The 15,036-nt window shown below is 65.1% G+C and carries 13 protein-coding genes; 4 read left to right on the top strand and 9 right to left on the bottom strand.

Going from position 1 to position 15,036, the window contains the following annotated elements; genetic code table 11:
* Positions 1-18: 18 nt before the first annotated feature.
* From IFT65_RS06325 to IFT65_RS06340, 4 genes are read right to left on the bottom strand one after another with little or no spacing between them, the layout of a single operon-like run.
* Positions 19-1,233, bottom strand: coding sequence for an FtsX-like permease family protein (locus tag IFT65_RS06325; protein WP_192080807.1), 1,215 nt, complete (start codon positions 1,231-1,233; stop codon positions 19-21).
* A gap of 21 nt (positions 1,234-1,254) precedes the next feature.
* A complete protein-coding gene (locus IFT65_RS06330) occupies positions 1,255-2,559 on the bottom strand; it encodes an ABC transporter permease (protein WP_192080808.1) in 1,305 nt (434 codons plus the stop codon).
* 8 nt (positions 2,560-2,567) lie between these two features.
* Positions 2,568-3,284, bottom strand: a complete 717-nt coding sequence (locus tag IFT65_RS06335; protein WP_188325052.1) for an ABC transporter ATP-binding protein — start codon at positions 3,282-3,284, stop codon at positions 2,568-2,570.
* A 29-nt stretch (positions 3,285-3,313) separates the two neighbouring features.
* Positions 3,314-4,591 (bottom strand): efflux RND transporter periplasmic adaptor subunit, encoded by a 1,278-nt coding sequence (locus IFT65_RS06340; protein WP_192080809.1) that lies wholly within the window; start codon positions 4,589-4,591, stop codon positions 3,314-3,316.
* A 205-nt stretch (positions 4,592-4,796) separates the two neighbouring features.
* Between IFT65_RS06340 and glmS the strand changes: the two genes are divergently transcribed.
* Positions 4,797-6,635, top strand: a complete 1,839-nt coding sequence (gene glmS, locus IFT65_RS06345) for a glutamine--fructose-6-phosphate transaminase (isomerizing) (RefSeq protein WP_192080810.1) — start codon at positions 4,797-4,799, stop codon at positions 6,633-6,635.
* Between the two features lie 84 nt (positions 6,636-6,719).
* On the opposite strand, the gene IFT65_RS06350 is transcribed toward glmS, so the two are convergent.
* Positions 6,720-7,841 carry an NADH:flavin oxidoreductase/NADH oxidase gene (locus tag IFT65_RS06350; protein ID WP_192080811.1) on the bottom strand — a complete coding sequence of 374 codons (1,122 nt, stop codon included), beginning with the start codon at positions 7,839-7,841 and terminating at the stop codon, positions 6,720-6,722.
* Between the two features lie 506 nt (positions 7,842-8,347).
* Here IFT65_RS06350 and IFT65_RS06355 point away from each other — a divergent pair.
* A complete protein-coding gene (locus IFT65_RS06355) occupies positions 8,348-8,779 on the top strand; it encodes a CBS domain-containing protein (protein WP_188325048.1) in 432 nt (143 codons plus the stop codon).
* 92 nt (positions 8,780-8,871) lie between these two features.
* Here the strand turns inward: IFT65_RS06355 and gloA are convergent, their stop codons facing one another.
* A complete protein-coding gene (gene gloA, locus IFT65_RS06360; RefSeq protein ID WP_188325047.1) occupies positions 8,872-9,390 on the bottom strand; it encodes a lactoylglutathione lyase in 519 nt (172 codons plus the stop codon).
* A 124-nt stretch (positions 9,391-9,514) separates the two neighbouring features.
* On the opposite strand from gloA, the gene IFT65_RS06365 reads away from it, so the two are divergent.
* Both IFT65_RS06365 and IFT65_RS06370 read left to right on the top strand, forming a co-directional pair.
* Positions 9,515-10,618, top strand: a complete 1,104-nt coding sequence (locus tag IFT65_RS06365) for a PLP-dependent cysteine synthase family protein (protein WP_192080812.1) — start codon at positions 9,515-9,517, stop codon at positions 10,616-10,618.
* 132 nt (positions 10,619-10,750) lie between these two features.
* A complete protein-coding gene (locus IFT65_RS06370; RefSeq protein ID WP_192080813.1) occupies positions 10,751-12,781 on the top strand; it encodes a M3 family metallopeptidase in 2,031 nt (676 codons plus the stop codon).
* A 16-nt stretch (positions 12,782-12,797) separates the two neighbouring features.
* On the opposite strand, the gene IFT65_RS18915 is transcribed toward IFT65_RS06370, so the two are convergent.
* From IFT65_RS18915 to IFT65_RS06385, 3 genes are read right to left on the bottom strand one after another with little or no spacing between them, the layout of a single operon-like run.
* Positions 12,798-13,544, bottom strand: coding sequence for an ankyrin repeat domain-containing protein (locus IFT65_RS18915; protein WP_192080814.1), 747 nt, complete (start codon positions 13,542-13,544; stop codon positions 12,798-12,800).
* Between the two features lie 11 nt (positions 13,545-13,555).
* The gene (locus tag IFT65_RS06380; protein WP_192080815.1) at positions 13,556-14,359 is read right to left on the bottom strand and encodes an SDR family oxidoreductase; all 804 of its coding nucleotides are present in this window, start codon (positions 14,357-14,359) and stop codon (positions 13,556-13,558) included.
* Positions 14,356-14,937: a DUF1415 domain-containing protein gene (locus IFT65_RS06385; RefSeq protein WP_192080816.1), complete on the bottom strand. Its 582-nt coding sequence runs from the start codon at positions 14,935-14,937 to the stop codon at positions 14,356-14,358. Before IFT65_RS06385 ends, IFT65_RS06380 begins: the two co-directional genes overlap by 4 nt.
* Between the last annotated feature and the right edge of the window lie 99 nt (positions 14,938-15,036).

The following is a 15,036-nucleotide window of genomic DNA, read 5'->3' on the forward strand; positions in this document are numbered from 1 at the left end:
AGCCGCGCCAGCCGTGCCTCAGCTGCCGCGGGTGGCTACCGCCGGCGGTACCGCAGCGGCCCGCCGCGCCGGCCCGAACACCGCGATCTGTCCCAGCAGCCACAGCAGCACGGCGCCGATGGGCAGGTAGATCAGCGGCATGCGGGGCAGCTCATAGGTATTCATCAAGGCCAGGTTGATGGCATACGCCGCCAGCATGCCGAGCACGATGCCGACCGTGGCCAGCAGGAAGTTCTCGGTCTGGAAGTAGCGCAGGATCTGCCCGCGGGTCGCTCCCAGCGCACGGCGGATGCCGATCTGCTTGCTGCGCTGCTGCACCCAGAAGCTGGCCAGGCCGACGATGCCCAATGCGGTCACCACCAGCAGGGCAACGCAGACGGTGATCAACAAGCCGACCATGGCGCGATCGTTCTTGAAGAATTCGTTGCGCTGGTCCTCATAGGTCAGTTTCTCGCGGACCAGGCGGTTGGGATCATTGCGTTCCAACGCGGCCAGCGCGCCTTTCAGCACCTCATCGCGACGCTCCGGGGCGGACCGCAGCAGATAGACGCCTTCGGTGAAGTCGGTCCGCAGCGGCATGATGAGCGACATCGTCGTGTTGTCGCCCCAGCCGGTGGGCGTGGCCAGGTGCTGCACGATGCCGATCACGTTGAGTGGCTGGTCGCCGGAATAGAACGTCTTGCCCAGTGCCGTCTGTCCCGGCGACAGGCCGTCAGCGGCCGCCTGGGTGATGATCACCGGCACCGCCTTACCCGCGCCTTCGCCGCTCTGCGCTTTCTCGCGGTCCACGTACTCACTGGGCAGGAAGTCGCGTCCGGCAATCAGGTTCAGTCCGAGCGTGGACAGCGCACCTTCGTTGAAGTTGTAAATGGCGGCGTGGATCGTGGGGCGCTCCTGTTCGGGTGTACGCGCGATGCCGCTGTTGGAGGAGTTGTTGCGGAACGGCAACTGGTTGGCGCGCGATACCTGGGTGACCCCGGGGACGGCGCGCAGGGCAGCGATGTCCTCGCGCGTGCGGGCCATGGCATCGGTCTGTTTGCCGATACCGCTGACCCGCACCACGATCAACTCTTTTTCGGCCACACCGCTGGGTTGGCTGATCTTGTCGATGCGCTGGCTGACCAGGAACAGCGCGTTGCAGACGATGGCGCAGGTCAGGGCGACTTCGAGCACGATCAGCGAGGCGGCGGTCTTGTGCCGACGCAGGGTACTGAGGATGGGGCGGATGTCCATGCAGGTTCCTTGGGCTCGTGCTTACTGCGATTTAAGCTGGATGGCGGGGGTGACCTGCATGGCGCGCCACGCCGGCAACAGGCCGGCGGCGAGGCTGGCGAACAGGGTCAGGCCGAGTGCAAGCAGCAGCATGGTGCCGTCCAGATGAGCGAGCTTTGCGTACTCCACGGGTTGCTGGCGCACGGCATACAGCCCGGCCAACGCAAGCAGGATGCCGAGCAGGCCACCGGCCACGCCTACCGCGCCCGCCTCCACCACGCACTGGAGGAATATCTGCCCGCGGCTGGCGCCAAGCGCGCGGCGCACGCCGATTTCGCCACTGCGGCGCAGGAACTTGGCCAGCAGCAGGCCGACCGTGTTGATCAGGCACACCACCAGGAAGCCCAGCGCCAGCCACAGCTGCAGCCGCACGTCACTGGGAACGGCTTTCTTGAAATCCAGCCATTCCATCACCGACGACAGCTTGACGTTGGCCGGGCGCTGGAAGCGGCCAGCGGCACGCTGCTGGTCGGAGTAGTTCAGCAGGTACTGCCGGTAGTCATCGACCTTGGCCGGATCCAGTTCCACCCAGTACTGCAGCCACGTACACGGTGCATTGAGGTCCGAGCTGCTGCCATTGGGCGCTCCTTCGCCGAAGCAGTTCATGTTGCCGCTGCTGCCCAGCTTCAACTCGACGGAGGTGGAGAACGGCAGCAGCACGTCTTCTTCGTTGCCGTAGGCGCCGGTGGACAGATCGAAGAACCGCGGCTCGGGCTGCCATTCTTTCAGTACGCCGACCACGCGCATCGAATGCCCGCTGACGTTTATTTCGCGGCCCACGCTGTTGGCCCCGTTGAACAGCTTGTCGTTGAGCGTCTTGGACAGAACCGCGACGCGGCTGCGGCCTTCATCGTCGGTGGCCGTCCACCCATTGCCATACTGGAAGGGCACATCGAACATCGGGAAGAAATCGGCCGAGGTGTAACGCGAGTCCAGCGAGAACGGCTTCAGCGTACTGTTCTGCGGCACGATGGTCGCGCCGCCGGCGGTCATCACCGCCTGATGGATCCCTTTCTTGTCGCGCAACAGCGCTTCGGCATCGAACCGGGTCATCTGCTCTTCGGGCTCTTCACCGGGCACGAAGCCGGCACGCGGACGCGGGTCGACCTGCACGTAGAACAGGCGGTCGCTCTTGCCGGGAATGGGATCGCCGGACAGCACATGGAATACGGTGAGGGTGGTCATCGAGGCGCCGATGCCGAGCGCGATGGCGACCACCATCAGGGCGGTCAGCACCCTGTTACGACGGAAGCTGCGCAGGGCCAGCCGGGTGTAGTAAGCAAACATGGCGGACCTCACTCGTTGACCGCGGCCACGCGCCGGGCGGTGGCCAGGACCGGTTCGCGCAGCAGGTCGGTGACCTGGCCGTCGACGATATGCACGTTGCGCTGCGCGCGCGCAGCCAGCTCTGGATCATGGGTGACCATGACGATGGTGGTCCCGGCGGCGTTGATTTCCTCCAGCAGCTCCATCACGCCACGGGCCATCTGGCTGTCCAGGTTGCCAGTGGGTTCGTCAGCCAGCAGCAGGCGCGGGCTCCCCGCCAGGGCGCGGGCAATGGCGGCGCGTTGCTGCTGGCCACCGGACAATTCGTTGGGATAGTGCTTCATGCGCGAACCCAGGCCGACCTGGCCGAGTGCCTTTTCGATGCGCTCGCGGCGCTCGGCCGAGGACATGCCGCGGTAACGCAGTGGTACGTCCACGTTGTCGAACAGGTTGAGGTCGGGGATCAGGTTGAAGCCCTGGAAGATGAAGCCGATCTTCTGGTTGCGCAGGCGGCTGCGTGCATCGTCACCCAGCTGGCTGACGTCCTGGCCGTCCAGCAGATAGGTGCCGCTGGTGAAGGTCTCCAGCAGGCCGGCGATGTTGAGGAAGGTCGTCTTGCCTGACCCCGACGGACCGGTGACGGCGACGAACTCCCCCTCGTTGACCTTCAGATCCAGCGAACGCAGGGCATGGGTTTCCACCTGTTCGGTACGGAACACTTTGGCGACAGCGCGCATCTCAAGCATGGTTCTCTCCAGGATTCGTAGGGGATGGATCAGTTGATGGAAACGCGCTCGGCGTCCTTGAACAGGTCGCTGCCGGCGACCACGATGCGATCACCCGGCTGCACGCCGGACAGGATCTCCACTTCGCCCAGGCTGCTCACGCCCAGTTCCACGGGGCGGCGCACGGCGGTGCTGCCCTCCATCACGTAGGCGTGTCCGCTGCTTTGCTCGACGAAGGGGCCGCGCTCTACTTTCAGTACGTCCTTGCGGGTGTCCAGCAGCACCCGCACCGACATCCGCTGGCTCTGGCGCAGGCCGGCCGGTTGCTTGTCGGCAAAGCGCACGCGCGCGTTTACCTCACCGCTGACCACTTCGGGCGAGACGGCGGAAATTTCGCCGGGGAAGGGTTCGCCACTGCCGCTGGTCAACTGGGCGGGCATGCCGATCGCCAGGTCGCGTGCGAAGCTCTCCGGCACCTTGATCTCGATCTCGAAGTTGGACAGATCGACCACGCCCAGCACCGGTGCGTTGGCGATCAGGTTGGTGTGTTGCACGGCCTGCACCTGGCCGACCTGGCCATCGAAGGGCGCCCGCAGGGTCAGCGCATCCACCTGCCGTTTCACTTCCGATACCACCGCACGCTGGCGGTCGGCTAGCAGGCGTTTGTTGCGTGCGTCCAGGTCCGCGCCCTGGCCCTGCAGGTTGGCGTCGGTCTGCGCGTTGAGCAGGCTGATATCGGCCTTCTTCAGGCTGTCCTGCGCGCGGGCCAGGTCGATCTGTGGCACCGCGCCGCCATCGAAGCCGCGCTGGTAGCGCTGCAGGTCGCGCTCTGCAGCCACCTTTTCGATACCCGCCTGGTCGGTGTCCTTGCGGGACTTGGCACGGGTCAGCGTGGCATCGAGTGCGGCACGGCTGGACTCCGCTTCCAGGCCCGCCAGGGTGGCCTCTTCCTGGGCAAGCTTGCTGCGCAGTTCGGGGCTGTCGATCACGGCAAGCTCCTGGCCCTGCTTGACCACGTCGCCGGCCACCACTTTCAGGTTCACCGTACCGGCGGAGATGGCGTACAGGATTGGGCTGTTGGCCGCGATCACCCGACCTTCGGCGGCGATGTCGCGCACCAGGTCGCCCCGCTGTACTTCCGCCACGCGCACGCGGCTGCTGTCGAAGGAACGACTGGCGTTGAGCCATCCGTGCACCGCGAAACCGATCCCGGCCAGCACCAGGACGGCGGCCAGTGCCGGCCAGCGGTAGCGGCGCACCAGCGCGGCGCGGCCGCTTGTCGCACGGGTGGAAACAATCTGGTCCTGGGCGGAAGTGTCGCGGATCATCGAAGGGCCTGGGTGGTCGGTCTGCCTTCAGGGAAGCAGAGAGCGTGCCAACTGTTCAGTCCTTTTGGATCAGGGAGTTACGCTTCGTGCCGCGGTGTCCGCCTGTCCGCGGACACCGGGCCGGACACTTTCGTTAAGCGGACACACAGAGGCGCAGGGAGAGCCACGCTAGAATGCGGAGCTCAACACCAAAGGATGTGCGTCTATGTGCGGGATCGTGGGTGCGATTGCGGGTCGCGATGTGGTGCCTGTCCTCATCGAAGGACTGAAGCGACTGGAATACCGCGGCTACGATTCATCCGGCATCGCGGTGCTGCAGCAGGGTGAGCAGCCGGATATCCGCCGCGTGCGCCGGACCGGTCGCGTTTCGGAGATGGCCACCGCTGCCGATGCAGAGGGCTTCAGCAGCGTGCTGGGCATCGGCCATACCCGTTGGGCCACCCACGGCGGCGTGACCGAAGCCAATGCGCATCCGCATATCAGCGAGGGCGTGGCGCTGGTGCACAACGGCATCATCGAAAACCACGAAGAGCAGCGTGAAAAGCTGCGTGCGCTCGGCTATGTATTCGAGTCGCAGACCGATACCGAAGTCATCGCCCACCTGATGCACCACCACCTGAAGGGCGGCGACAGCCTGCTGTCCGCGCTGCAGCGCACGGTGAAGGAACTGACCGGTGCCTATGCGCTGGCGGTGATGAGCCGTGCCGAGCCCGATCACTTTGTCTGCGCACGCATGGGCTGCCCCCTGCTGGTCGGCATCGGCGACGGCGAGAACTTCGTTGCCTCGGACGTGTCGGCGATCATCTCGTCCACGCGGCGGGTGATCTTCCTGGAAGAGGGCGACACCGCCGACGTACGGCGCGACGGCGTGCAGGTGTATGGCCACGACGATGCCCCCGTGCAGCGCGATGTCCACCTGTCCGACGTGTCGCTGGCCTCGCTGGAACTCGGCCCGTACCGTCACTTCATGCAGAAGGAAATCCACGAGCAACCGCGCGCGCTGGGTGACACCATCGAAGCGGCGATCGACGCTGGTGGCTTCCCGGTGGAACTGTTCGGAAAGAACGCGCAGGCGGTGCTGTCGGGCATCACCGGCGTGCAGATCCTGGCATGTGGCACCAGCTATTACGCCGGCCTGACCGCGCGCTACTGGATCGAATCCATCTCCGGACTGCCGTGCAGCGTGGAGATTGCCAGCGAGTACCGCTACCGCGCGGCGTATGCCAATCCCAAGCACCTGATCGTGACGATTTCGCAGTCCGGCGAAACGCTGGATACGATGGAAGCGTTGAAATACGCCAAGTCGCTTGGCCACCTGCATACGCTGTCGATCTGCAATGTCCCGGAAAGCGCGATCCCGCGCGCCAGCGAACTGGTCTGTTACACCCGTGCCGGTGCGGAAATCGGCGTGGCGTCGACCAAAGCGTTTACGACCCAGCTGGCGGCGCTGTTCCAGCTGACCGTGGTGCTGGGCAAGCTGCAGGGTCGCGTGGATGCGGCACAGGAATCGGAGTATCTCGAGCAGCTGCGCTTCCTGCCCGGCAGCGTGCAGCATGCGCTGAACATGGAGCCGCAGATCGCTGCATGGGCCGAACGCTTCGCGCGCAAGAGCAGTGCGTTGTTCCTGGGCCGTGGCCTGCACTATCCGATCGCGTTGGAAGGCGCGCTCAAGCTGAAGGAAATCACGTACATCCACGCCGAGGCCTACCCGGCCGGCGAGCTCAAGCACGGTCCGTTGGCACTGGTGGACGAAGACATGCCGGTGGTGGTGATCGCACCCAACGACAGCCTGCTGGAGAAGGTCAAATCCAACATGCAGGAAGTGCGCGCGCGCGGCGGTGAGCTGTTCGTGTTCGCCGACCAGGACAGCAATTTCGTCGAATCCGAAGGCGTGCACGTGATCCGCACGCCGCGCCATGCCGGCGTGCTCAGCCCGATCGTGCACACGATCCCGGTGCAACTGCTGGCCTACCACACCGCCCTGGCCCGCGGCACCGACGTGGACAAGCCGCGCAACCTGGCCAAGAGCGTGACCGTCGAATAAAAAAGGGGACGGAGGGGATTAAGTCGTTTTCGGCCTAGAGGCCGAAAACGACTTAATCCCCTCCGTCCCCTTTTTGTCGTTCGCTTACTGGGCCGAGGCGCGGCCTGGGCCGCGGTAGCGCGCCAGCCAATGGGCGTACGGGGCGGGAAGGGTGGTCCAGGCCGGGTTCTCGACGCCCAGCTCCTGCGCCAGCTGGTACGGGTAGTGCGGGTTGGCCAGGTGCGCGCGACCGATCATCACCAGGTCGCTCTGCTGCTTCTGCACGATGTCTTCGGCCGCTTCGGCGCCATCCACGCACCAGCCCACGGCCACTGCGATGCCGGCTTCATCGCGCACGCGCTGGGCAATCGGCGCCAAGAAGGACGGCGTGCCCCACGGCACCACGCCGGTCGGGATGACGAAGTTGATGCTGACGTTGAGCAGGTCCAGCCCGCGTTCGCGCATCTGCCGTACCAGTTCAATGGATTCGGCGACGGTCTCTTCATCGCGGCCGTCATACTCGATGACGCCCAAGCGCGCGGTCAGCGGCAGGTCGGCCGGCCACACCGCGCGTACGGCAGCGACCGTTTCCAGCAGGAAGCGGGCCCGGTTGTCGAAGTTGCCACCGTACTGGTCATCGCGCTGGTTGCTGTAGGCGGAGAAGAAACTCTGCGCCAGGTAGCCGTGCGCGAAATGCAGTTCCAGCCATTTGAAGCCCGCATCGCGTGCCCGTTCGGCGGCCGATACGAAGTCCGCCTGTACGCGCTTGATGTCGTCCAGGGTCATTTCCTGCGGCAGCTTGGACAGCCCGCCACCGAAAGCGATTGCCGACGGCGCCAGGGTCGGCCAGCCGCGCGCATCGTCCTCGGCCATATGGTCGTCACCTTCCCACGGCAGGTTGGCGCTGGCCTTGCGTCCGGCATGGCCGATCTGGATGCCCGGTACCGCGCCGGTCTCGGCGATGGCGGCGGCGATCGGGGCCAGTGCGTCAGCCTGGGCGTCATTCCACAGGCCAAGGCAGCCGGGGGTAATGCGACCTTCTGCGGACACGCCGGTCGCTTCCACGATGACCAGGCCGGCACCGCCACGGGCCAGCCCCGTGTAATGCGCCAGGTGCCATGCGTTGGGCACGCCATCGACGGCGGAGTACTGGCACATCGGCGGCACCGCGATGCGATTGCGCAGGGTCACGCCTTTCAGCTGGAACGGAGAGAACAGTCGGGACATGGAAAAAATCCGGGGGAGGAGGGGGAGCAACGGCATCACGTACCGTGCGCTGCCCAGACAATGGGGGCCGGCGGGGGTGTAAACCATGGCGCTGCAGCAGGCGGAGGCAGGACGCTGCATGTCATCGGTGCAGGCACCAGCCGGGTCGAGCCACACGCGTCATGCGGTCCACTGCGCGCGAACTGGGACAGAACAGCACCGTTCTGTCCGCCTGGCGGCAGCGGACGACCAATCTTGAGTGCACGTCACCGCCGATATTCAGCGGCGGTTTCACCCGCGGTGCCATTCTCTGGATTGTTGGCAAGTCTCCACGACATACAGTCCTATCCAAGCCGATAGTGACCGATGGTCGCAGTCGTAGAATCGAGCTGGCCGGGGTGTGGGTCGCGTCGTTGAACCTGCCTCGTTCGCGTTGCACCAGACGTGCGCTGCAAGGTCCGGTCCCGCGGTGGGGCGCACCGGCAGAGCACATTTTTTGAATCAGTGAACTGCAACAGGAAACAAGAATGAACGTTCGCGAGCTTCTGCAATCCAAGAAAGAAACGGTCATCACCATCGATATGGAAGACACCATCGGTGCAGCCGCGCACAAGATGAGTGCGAACAAGATCGCTGCCCTGGTGGTGATGAAGGACGGTGTACCGGTCGGCATCATTTCCGAGAAGGACATCGTGCGCTGCGTTGCCGATGATGGTCCGCAGGCCGGCCGCCGGGTAATCTCGAGCGTGCCCTCCACCGGCCTGGAAGGCATCGCCCCGGAGGCGACCCTGAAGCAGGCCATGTCGCTGATGACGTACTCGCGTCGTCGCCACCTGATGGTCACTGATGGCACGACGCTGGTAGGCATCCTCAGCCTGGGTGACATCGTCAAGAATCTGCTGGGTGAGCTGGAGCTCGAGAAAGCCGTACTGCAGGACATCTACCTGGCGGCGCACTGACGCCACAAAAAAAAGGGGACGGAGGGGATTAAGTCGTTTCTGGCACCGCTATGCCAGAAACGACTTAATCCCCTCCGTCCCCTTTTTCGGGGTCAGGCGTTGGAGATGATTTCGACCCAGTAGCCGTCAGGGTCCTTGATGAACGCCAGGTGCTTCATGCGGCCATCTTCCAGACGCTTCTGGTAGGGCACCTGCAGGTCGTCGAAGCGCTGGCAGGCCGCCTGGATGTCCGGCACCGATACGCAGATGTGACCGAAGCCACGCGGGTCGCTGTTGCCATCGTGGTAGACCGGGCCGGATTGGGTCTCGGTACCGTGGTTATGGGTCAGCTCCAGCACGCCGGACAGGCCAGCCATCCACAGGCGGCGGGCCGCGTCGTCTTCCGGAACCGCCGTGTCGGCGGGCAGCAGGGCCAGGAAGTACAGGCTGAACTGCGCTTCGGCGAAGTCGCGCTTGTCGAGCAGTTGGTAGCCCAGTACACGGGTATAGAAATCCAACGATGCCGTGGCGTCCTTCACCCGCAGCATCGTGTGGTTGAAGACGAAGCCGGCTGTTTCTGCCGGAGGCTGGGCGGCGACGCCGGGAACAGTGCGCAGGGTAGCGAGGGTCATGGGGACTCCTTATCAAGACGGGCCGGTCAGGGCCGAAACGCCCATTCTACCGGCGGGCGGATGACGACGGCCCGGCGTAGAATGTCGGTTCCGCACCGCTCCACTACGGACATCAGACCCCGCCATGTCGCAGCGTGAATGGGTGGCAGCCGCCATCCGCAAGATCGAGGCCGATTTCAATCGTTCGGCCGATACGCATCTGATCCCGATGGATCTGCCCGGTTTTCCCGGCATCGATGTCTATTTCAAGGACGAGTCCAGCCATCCCACAGGCAGCTTGAAGCATCGGCTCGCGCGCTCGCTGTTCCTGTACGCGTTGACCAATGGTTGGCTGCGCGAGGGCCGACCGGTGATCGAGGCGTCCAGTGGCTCCACCGCGGTATCCGAAGCGTACTTCGCGCGCTTGCTGGGGTTGCCGTTCATTGCGGTCATGCCGGCCACCACCTCGCCGGAAAAGATCGCGGCGATCGAGTTCCACGGTGGCCGCTGCCATCTGGTGCAGAGCGCCTGCGGCCTGAATGCCGCGTCGGAGCAGCTGGCGCGCGAGACCGGCGGGCACTTCATGGACCAGTTCACGTTCGCCGAGCGCGCCACCGACTGGCGCGCCAACAACAACATTGCCGAATCCATCTTCAAGCAGATGGCCGAAGAGCCGCATCCCATCCCGGAATGGATCGTCTGCAGCCCGGGCACCGGCGGCACCGCGGCGACCCTGGGTCGCTACGTCAGCTACCGTCGGCACGACACGCGCATCCTCTGCGCCGATCCGGAGGTGTCCGTGTTCTACGACGGTTACTGCGCCGCGCTGGCGGGTGAGCCGTGGAAGCACCTGACCTGCGAAGGCGGCTCTCGGGTGGAAGGCATTGGCCGGCCACGGGTAGAGCCCAGTTTCATTCCGACCAGCGTGGATGCGATGGTCAAAGTGCCCGATGCCCTGGCGCTGGCCGCGATGCGTCAGGTCAGCCGCAGCCTGGGACGTCGTGTCGGCGGGTCCACAGGCACCAATTTCATCGGCGTACTGCAGGCCGCGCAGTGGATGCGCGATGCGGGGCGCGGCGGCAGTATCGTCACCATCCTCTGCGACAGTGGCGAGCGCTACGCGCACAGTTACTACGATCGGGCGTGGTACGAGCGCATGGGTATCGATGTGGTGGGTGCCGATGCCGTGCTGGAAGGCGTCATGGCCGGTGGATCGCTGCCGGTGCTGCCGGTCAGTCATCTGGAATAGCGACGAAGACCTGAAGCACCCAGCCCGTCGGCGGAATGCCGGCGGCGCTCGCCGTGCTCTTGCCATCGGCCCACGGCGATGCCATATGGGAGGGGATGCCACGCTGCGTGGCGCCCGTACCTGGAGCCGTTGATGACCACCACCAACCCATTGCTCGATTTTTCCGGCCTGCCCCGTTTCGACGCCATCCGCCCGGAACACGTCGGTCCGGCGCTGGACGTGCTGCTTGCCGAGGCGGAGGCCGCCGCCGCCGCGGCAGAGAACGTGCATCCGGTGACCTGGGCGTCGTTCGTGGTGCCGCTGGACGATGCCACCGAGAAACTCTGGCGTGCCTGGGGCCAGGTGGGCCACCTGCAGGCGGTGATGAACACGCCGGCGCTGCGCGAAGCCTACAACGAGAACCTGCCGCGGGTGACACGCTTCGGCAGTGCACTCGGCCAGAACCTCAAGCTGTTCCAGCAGTACCAGGCGTTGGCCGTGCCGGCAGTGGCGCAGGGTCTCGATGAAGCGCAGCGCAAGGTGCTGGACAACGCACTGCGAGACTTCCGTCTGGGTGGCGCTGAACTGGATGCGCCATCGCAGCAGCGTTTCAGCGCGATCAAGGAAGAACTGTCTTCGCTCTCGGCCAGGTTCTCGCAGAATGTCCTCGATGCGACCGATGCGTGGTCGCTGCACGTTGAAGATGCTGCGCGATTGGCCGGGTTGCCGGACGATGTACGTGCGGCCGCGCGTGCAGCGGCAGAGAAAGAGGGCCTCGCCGGTTGGAAGCTGACCCTGCAGATGCCGTGTTACCTGCCGGTGCAGACCTACGCCGACGACCGTGCGCTGCGCGAAACGCTGTACCGCGCCAGTGCGCAGCGCGCCTCCGAATTCGGCGATGCGGGGTGGGACAACAGTGCAAACATCGAGCGCATTCTCGCTCTGCGCACCGAGCTGGCGGCGCTGCTGGGGTTCGACTCCTATGCCGACTACTCCATCGCCACCAAGATGGCGCAGGCGCCTGCCGATGTGCTGGGATTCCTGCGTGACCTCGCGGCGCGTGCGAAGCCGCATGCGGCCAAGGATCGTGCCGAGCTGGAGCGTTTTGCCCGTGAAGAACTGGGCATCGACTCACTGCAGGCCTGGGACCTTGCGTACGCTGCCGACAAGCTGAAGCAGGCACGCTACAGCTATGCCGAGCAGGAGGTAAAACAGTACTTCACCGAACCGAAGGTGTTGGCTGGCCTGTTCGCGGTGATCGAACAGCTGTACGGCCTGCGCGTGGAAGCGGACGTTGCGCCGGTGTGGCAGGCGGATGTGCGGTTCTATCGCTTGCTGGATGCCCAGGGTGCCTTGGTCGGACAGTTCTACCTGGATCTGTACGCCCGCGAAGGCAAGCGCGGGGGCGCGTGGATGGATGACGGCCGCAACCGCCGCGTGCGTGCCGATGGCAGCGTGCAGACCCCGCTGGTCTACCTGGTGTGCAACTTCGGCCGTGGTACGGCCGGTAAGCCGGCTACCTTCAGCCACAACGAGGTCACCACGCTGTTCCACGAAATGGGCCATGGCCTGCACCAGCTGCTGACCCGCATCGGCGAGCTGGGCGTAGCCGGCATCAACGGCGTGGAGTGGGACGCGGTCGAGCTGCCGAGTCAGTTCATGGAGAACTTCTGCTGGGAATGGTCACATCTGCAGGCCATGACCGCGCACGTGGACAGCGCTGAACCGCTACCGCGCGCGCTGTATGAAAAGATGCTGGCGGCGCGCAATTTCCAGAGCGGTATGACCACAGTGCGGCAGCTGGAATTCGGCCTGTTCGACATGCTGCTGCACAGCCAGTTCGCACCGGCACAGGACACGGTGCTGGGCCTGCTGGATCGCGTGCGCGCGGAAGTCGCGGTGAACCATCCGCCCGCGTGGAATCGCTTCCCGCATCAGTTCAGCCATATCTTCGCCGGCGGTTATGCGGCCGGCTACTACAGTTACAAATGGGCCGAAGTGCTGAGTGCCGATGCGTATGCGGCGTTCGAAGAGGCGCCAGACGCCTTGGCGGCGACTGGCGCACGTTTCCGCGACGAAGTGCTGGGTCGCGGCGGCAGCCGCAGTGCGGCGGAGAACTTCCACGCGTTCCGTGGCCGCGCGCCGAGTATCGATGCGCTGCTGCGGCACTCGGGGATGGCGTGAGTCCAGGGTGGGCTTGTCAGCCGTTGGCTGCCTGTAGATTCCCCGCCATCTCCAACATCAGGCTGATCGCGGGACTGGTGCTGACGCTCATTGCGGTGCTGCCGTCACTGGCGGTGGCAAGCGGGTCTGCACCGGCTTTGATGAGCAGTGCGACATTGTCCGCATGCGAGCTTTCTGCCGCCGCGATCAGCGGAGTGGCGCCGTTTCGTGGCTGGGCGGCATTGATGTCTACATCGGCTTCAATCATGGCCTTCAGCATGGCAGGGTCCGCGAGGGTTGCCGCCGCGACCACCGGGCTCAAACCCTCGCTATTGGGTGCCGTCGCAGATGCGCCGTCGCGCAGCATCTGTTCCACGTGCTCCACCTGACCGTAGGCCACCGCGATGAACATCAGGTCGCGCGGCGCCGGCACTGGGAATGCTGTGTTGAAGTTGCACGGCAGGGCGTCCATGTCTTCAGCAGACAAGCGCATTCCGCTGGCCATCTTGAAGTTGGCGGTGTTCCAGGCGGATGCAGCCTTCTCGGACATGGGCTGCGGAGCGGCGTTGCTGATCTGGGCAGGAACCGGCATGGCGGTATCCACTGACGGTGCTGGTGTGGCACCGGCCGCACTTTTATCGGGTTGCTGCAACGCGGGCGTTGGCATGCGGGCGACGAATGAGTTGATCGTGTGAGGCATGAAGATGATGCTCTGAGCGGCGGCGGTCTGCGCCGAAGCATATGGTGCAACCGACCAGAGCTGGCGGCTTTCAAGAAAACGCACACCGACCGTCTTCAGTCGACGTAGATCATCTTGCGGGTCATGCCGCCATCGACGATATGGTCCTGTCCGGTGATGAACCCGGCCATGTCTGAAAGCAGGTAGACGGCGAGGGCACCGATGTCTTCCGGTTGGCCGACTCGGCCCACCGCGTGCTGCGCGTGGTCGGCCTTGGAGAGTTTGGCCGTGCGTCGCCGCGCGGGCGCCTGCCATGCGCCCGTGCTGATCCAGCCAGGGCTGATGCTGTTGACCCGCACGGCCGGCCCTGCACTGATCGCCAGGGCGTGGGTGAAGGCCAGCAGCCCGCCCTTGGCTGCGGCGTAGGCTTCGCTGTGCGGTTCGGACTGCTGCGCACGGGTAGAGGCGATGTTGAGGATGGCGCCACCGCCATCGGCTGCCAAGGCGGGCAGCGCGTGTCTGCTGCACAGAAAGGCGCCGTGCAGCGAGGACAGACGCTGCTGCCATTCGCTCCACGTCATGTCGGCCAGCGGCGTGCCGTGCGCGCTGGCGATACCGGCGTTGTTGACCAGGCCATCGATCCGTCCGAAACGCTTCAGCGCCGCTTCGATGAAGCTGCGCACGCTCGATTCGCTGGTGATGTCCAGCTTGCGGAACGCGGCGTCAGCGGGGCGATTCCATTCCGCCAGACATGCCTTGCCGGCGTCCACCTCCAGGTCCCCGATCATCACCTGGCCCCCGGCACCGAGTACCGCTTGGGCGATCCCGCGGCCGATGCCGTTGGCTCCGCCGGTGACCAGCACCACCTTGCCCGCGAGCGGGGCGGTCGGCCACGGCGCAACGGCGGGCACGATGCTCACGACAGGTCTTCGCCGCGCAGGCGCCTCCACCAGCCCTGCACGCCGATCCGATCCAGCGTCTGGATGTTGCGCTCCACGATCACGTCCGGATCGGGGAAGGCATCGACCGCGCGCTCCACGCTGTCTTCGCGCAGCAGGTGCAGGATGGGGTAGGGCGCGCGGTTGGTGTAGTTGCTGGCATCGTCGGCGGCAACGCCCTCGAACTGGTACTGCGGATGGAAGCTGGCCACCTGCAGGATGCCCTGCAGGTCGAGCGCTTCGATCGCTGCGTCGGCGTTGTCGAGAAAATCGTTGTAGTCCAGGAAGTCGGTCAGCACGTCCGGGTGGATGATCAGCGTGGTGTCGATCTGCTCCGGCGAGGCACCGCGCAGCAGCACCAGTTCTTCGGCCAACTGCTCCACCAGCGCCTCTGGCGTGGTCGCATCACTGAGCACGTAGCGGACCTGCTCCTTGACGTACACCGCCTTGGCAAACGGGCACAGGTTCAGACCGATCACGATCCGTTCCAGCCACAGCCGCGTGGCCGCGATGGGATCTTCGGAAGGCTGGCCTTCGGCCGGAAACGCGTACTCGGTCATTGCGGGCTCGACAAGCTGGCGGGGAACGTCATTGTTGCGGAAAAAAGGGGACGGAGGGGATTAAGTCGTTTTCGGCCAGCGTTGTTGGTCGAAAACGAC

This window comes from Stenotrophomonas sp. CFBP 13725, from assembly GCF_014841935.1.
Taxonomy (GTDB): Bacteria; Pseudomonadota; Gammaproteobacteria; order Xanthomonadales; family Xanthomonadaceae; genus Stenotrophomonas.

What these genes read in the sequence shown, in the direction of transcription:
- IFT65_RS06325 (WP_192080807.1), bottom strand. Translation starts at nt 1,233, where the DNA reads ATGGACATCCGCCCCATCCTCAGTACCCTGCGTCGGCACAAGACCGCC.
- IFT65_RS06330 (WP_192080808.1), bottom strand. Translation starts at nt 2,559, where the DNA reads ATGTTTGCTTACTACACCCGGCTGGCCCTGCGCAGCTTCCGTCGTAAC.
- IFT65_RS06335 (WP_188325052.1), bottom strand. Translation starts at nt 3,284, where the DNA reads ATGCTTGAGATGCGCGCTGTCGCCAAAGTGTTCCGTACCGAACAGGTG.
- IFT65_RS06340 (WP_192080809.1), bottom strand. Translation starts at nt 4,591, where the DNA reads ATGATCCGCGACACTTCCGCCCAGGACCAGATTGTTTCCACCCGTGCG.
- glmS (WP_192080810.1), top strand. Translation starts at nt 4,797, where the DNA reads ATGTGCGGGATCGTGGGTGCGATTGCGGGTCGCGATGTGGTGCCTGTC.
- IFT65_RS06350 (WP_192080811.1), bottom strand. Translation starts at nt 7,841, where the DNA reads ATGTCCCGACTGTTCTCTCCGTTCCAGCTGAAAGGCGTGACCCTGCGC.
- IFT65_RS06355 (WP_188325048.1), top strand. Translation starts at nt 8,348, where the DNA reads ATGAACGTTCGCGAGCTTCTGCAATCCAAGAAAGAAACGGTCATCACC.
- gloA (WP_188325047.1), bottom strand. Translation starts at nt 9,390, where the DNA reads ATGACCCTCGCTACCCTGCGCACTGTTCCCGGCGTCGCCGCCCAGCCT.
- IFT65_RS06365 (WP_192080812.1), top strand. Translation starts at nt 9,515, where the DNA reads ATGTCGCAGCGTGAATGGGTGGCAGCCGCCATCCGCAAGATCGAGGCC.
- IFT65_RS06370 (WP_192080813.1), top strand. Translation starts at nt 10,751, where the DNA reads ATGACCACCACCAACCCATTGCTCGATTTTTCCGGCCTGCCCCGTTTC.
- IFT65_RS06385 (WP_192080816.1), bottom strand. Translation starts at nt 14,937, where the DNA reads ATGACCGAGTACGCGTTTCCGGCCGAAGGCCAGCCTTCCGAAGATCCC.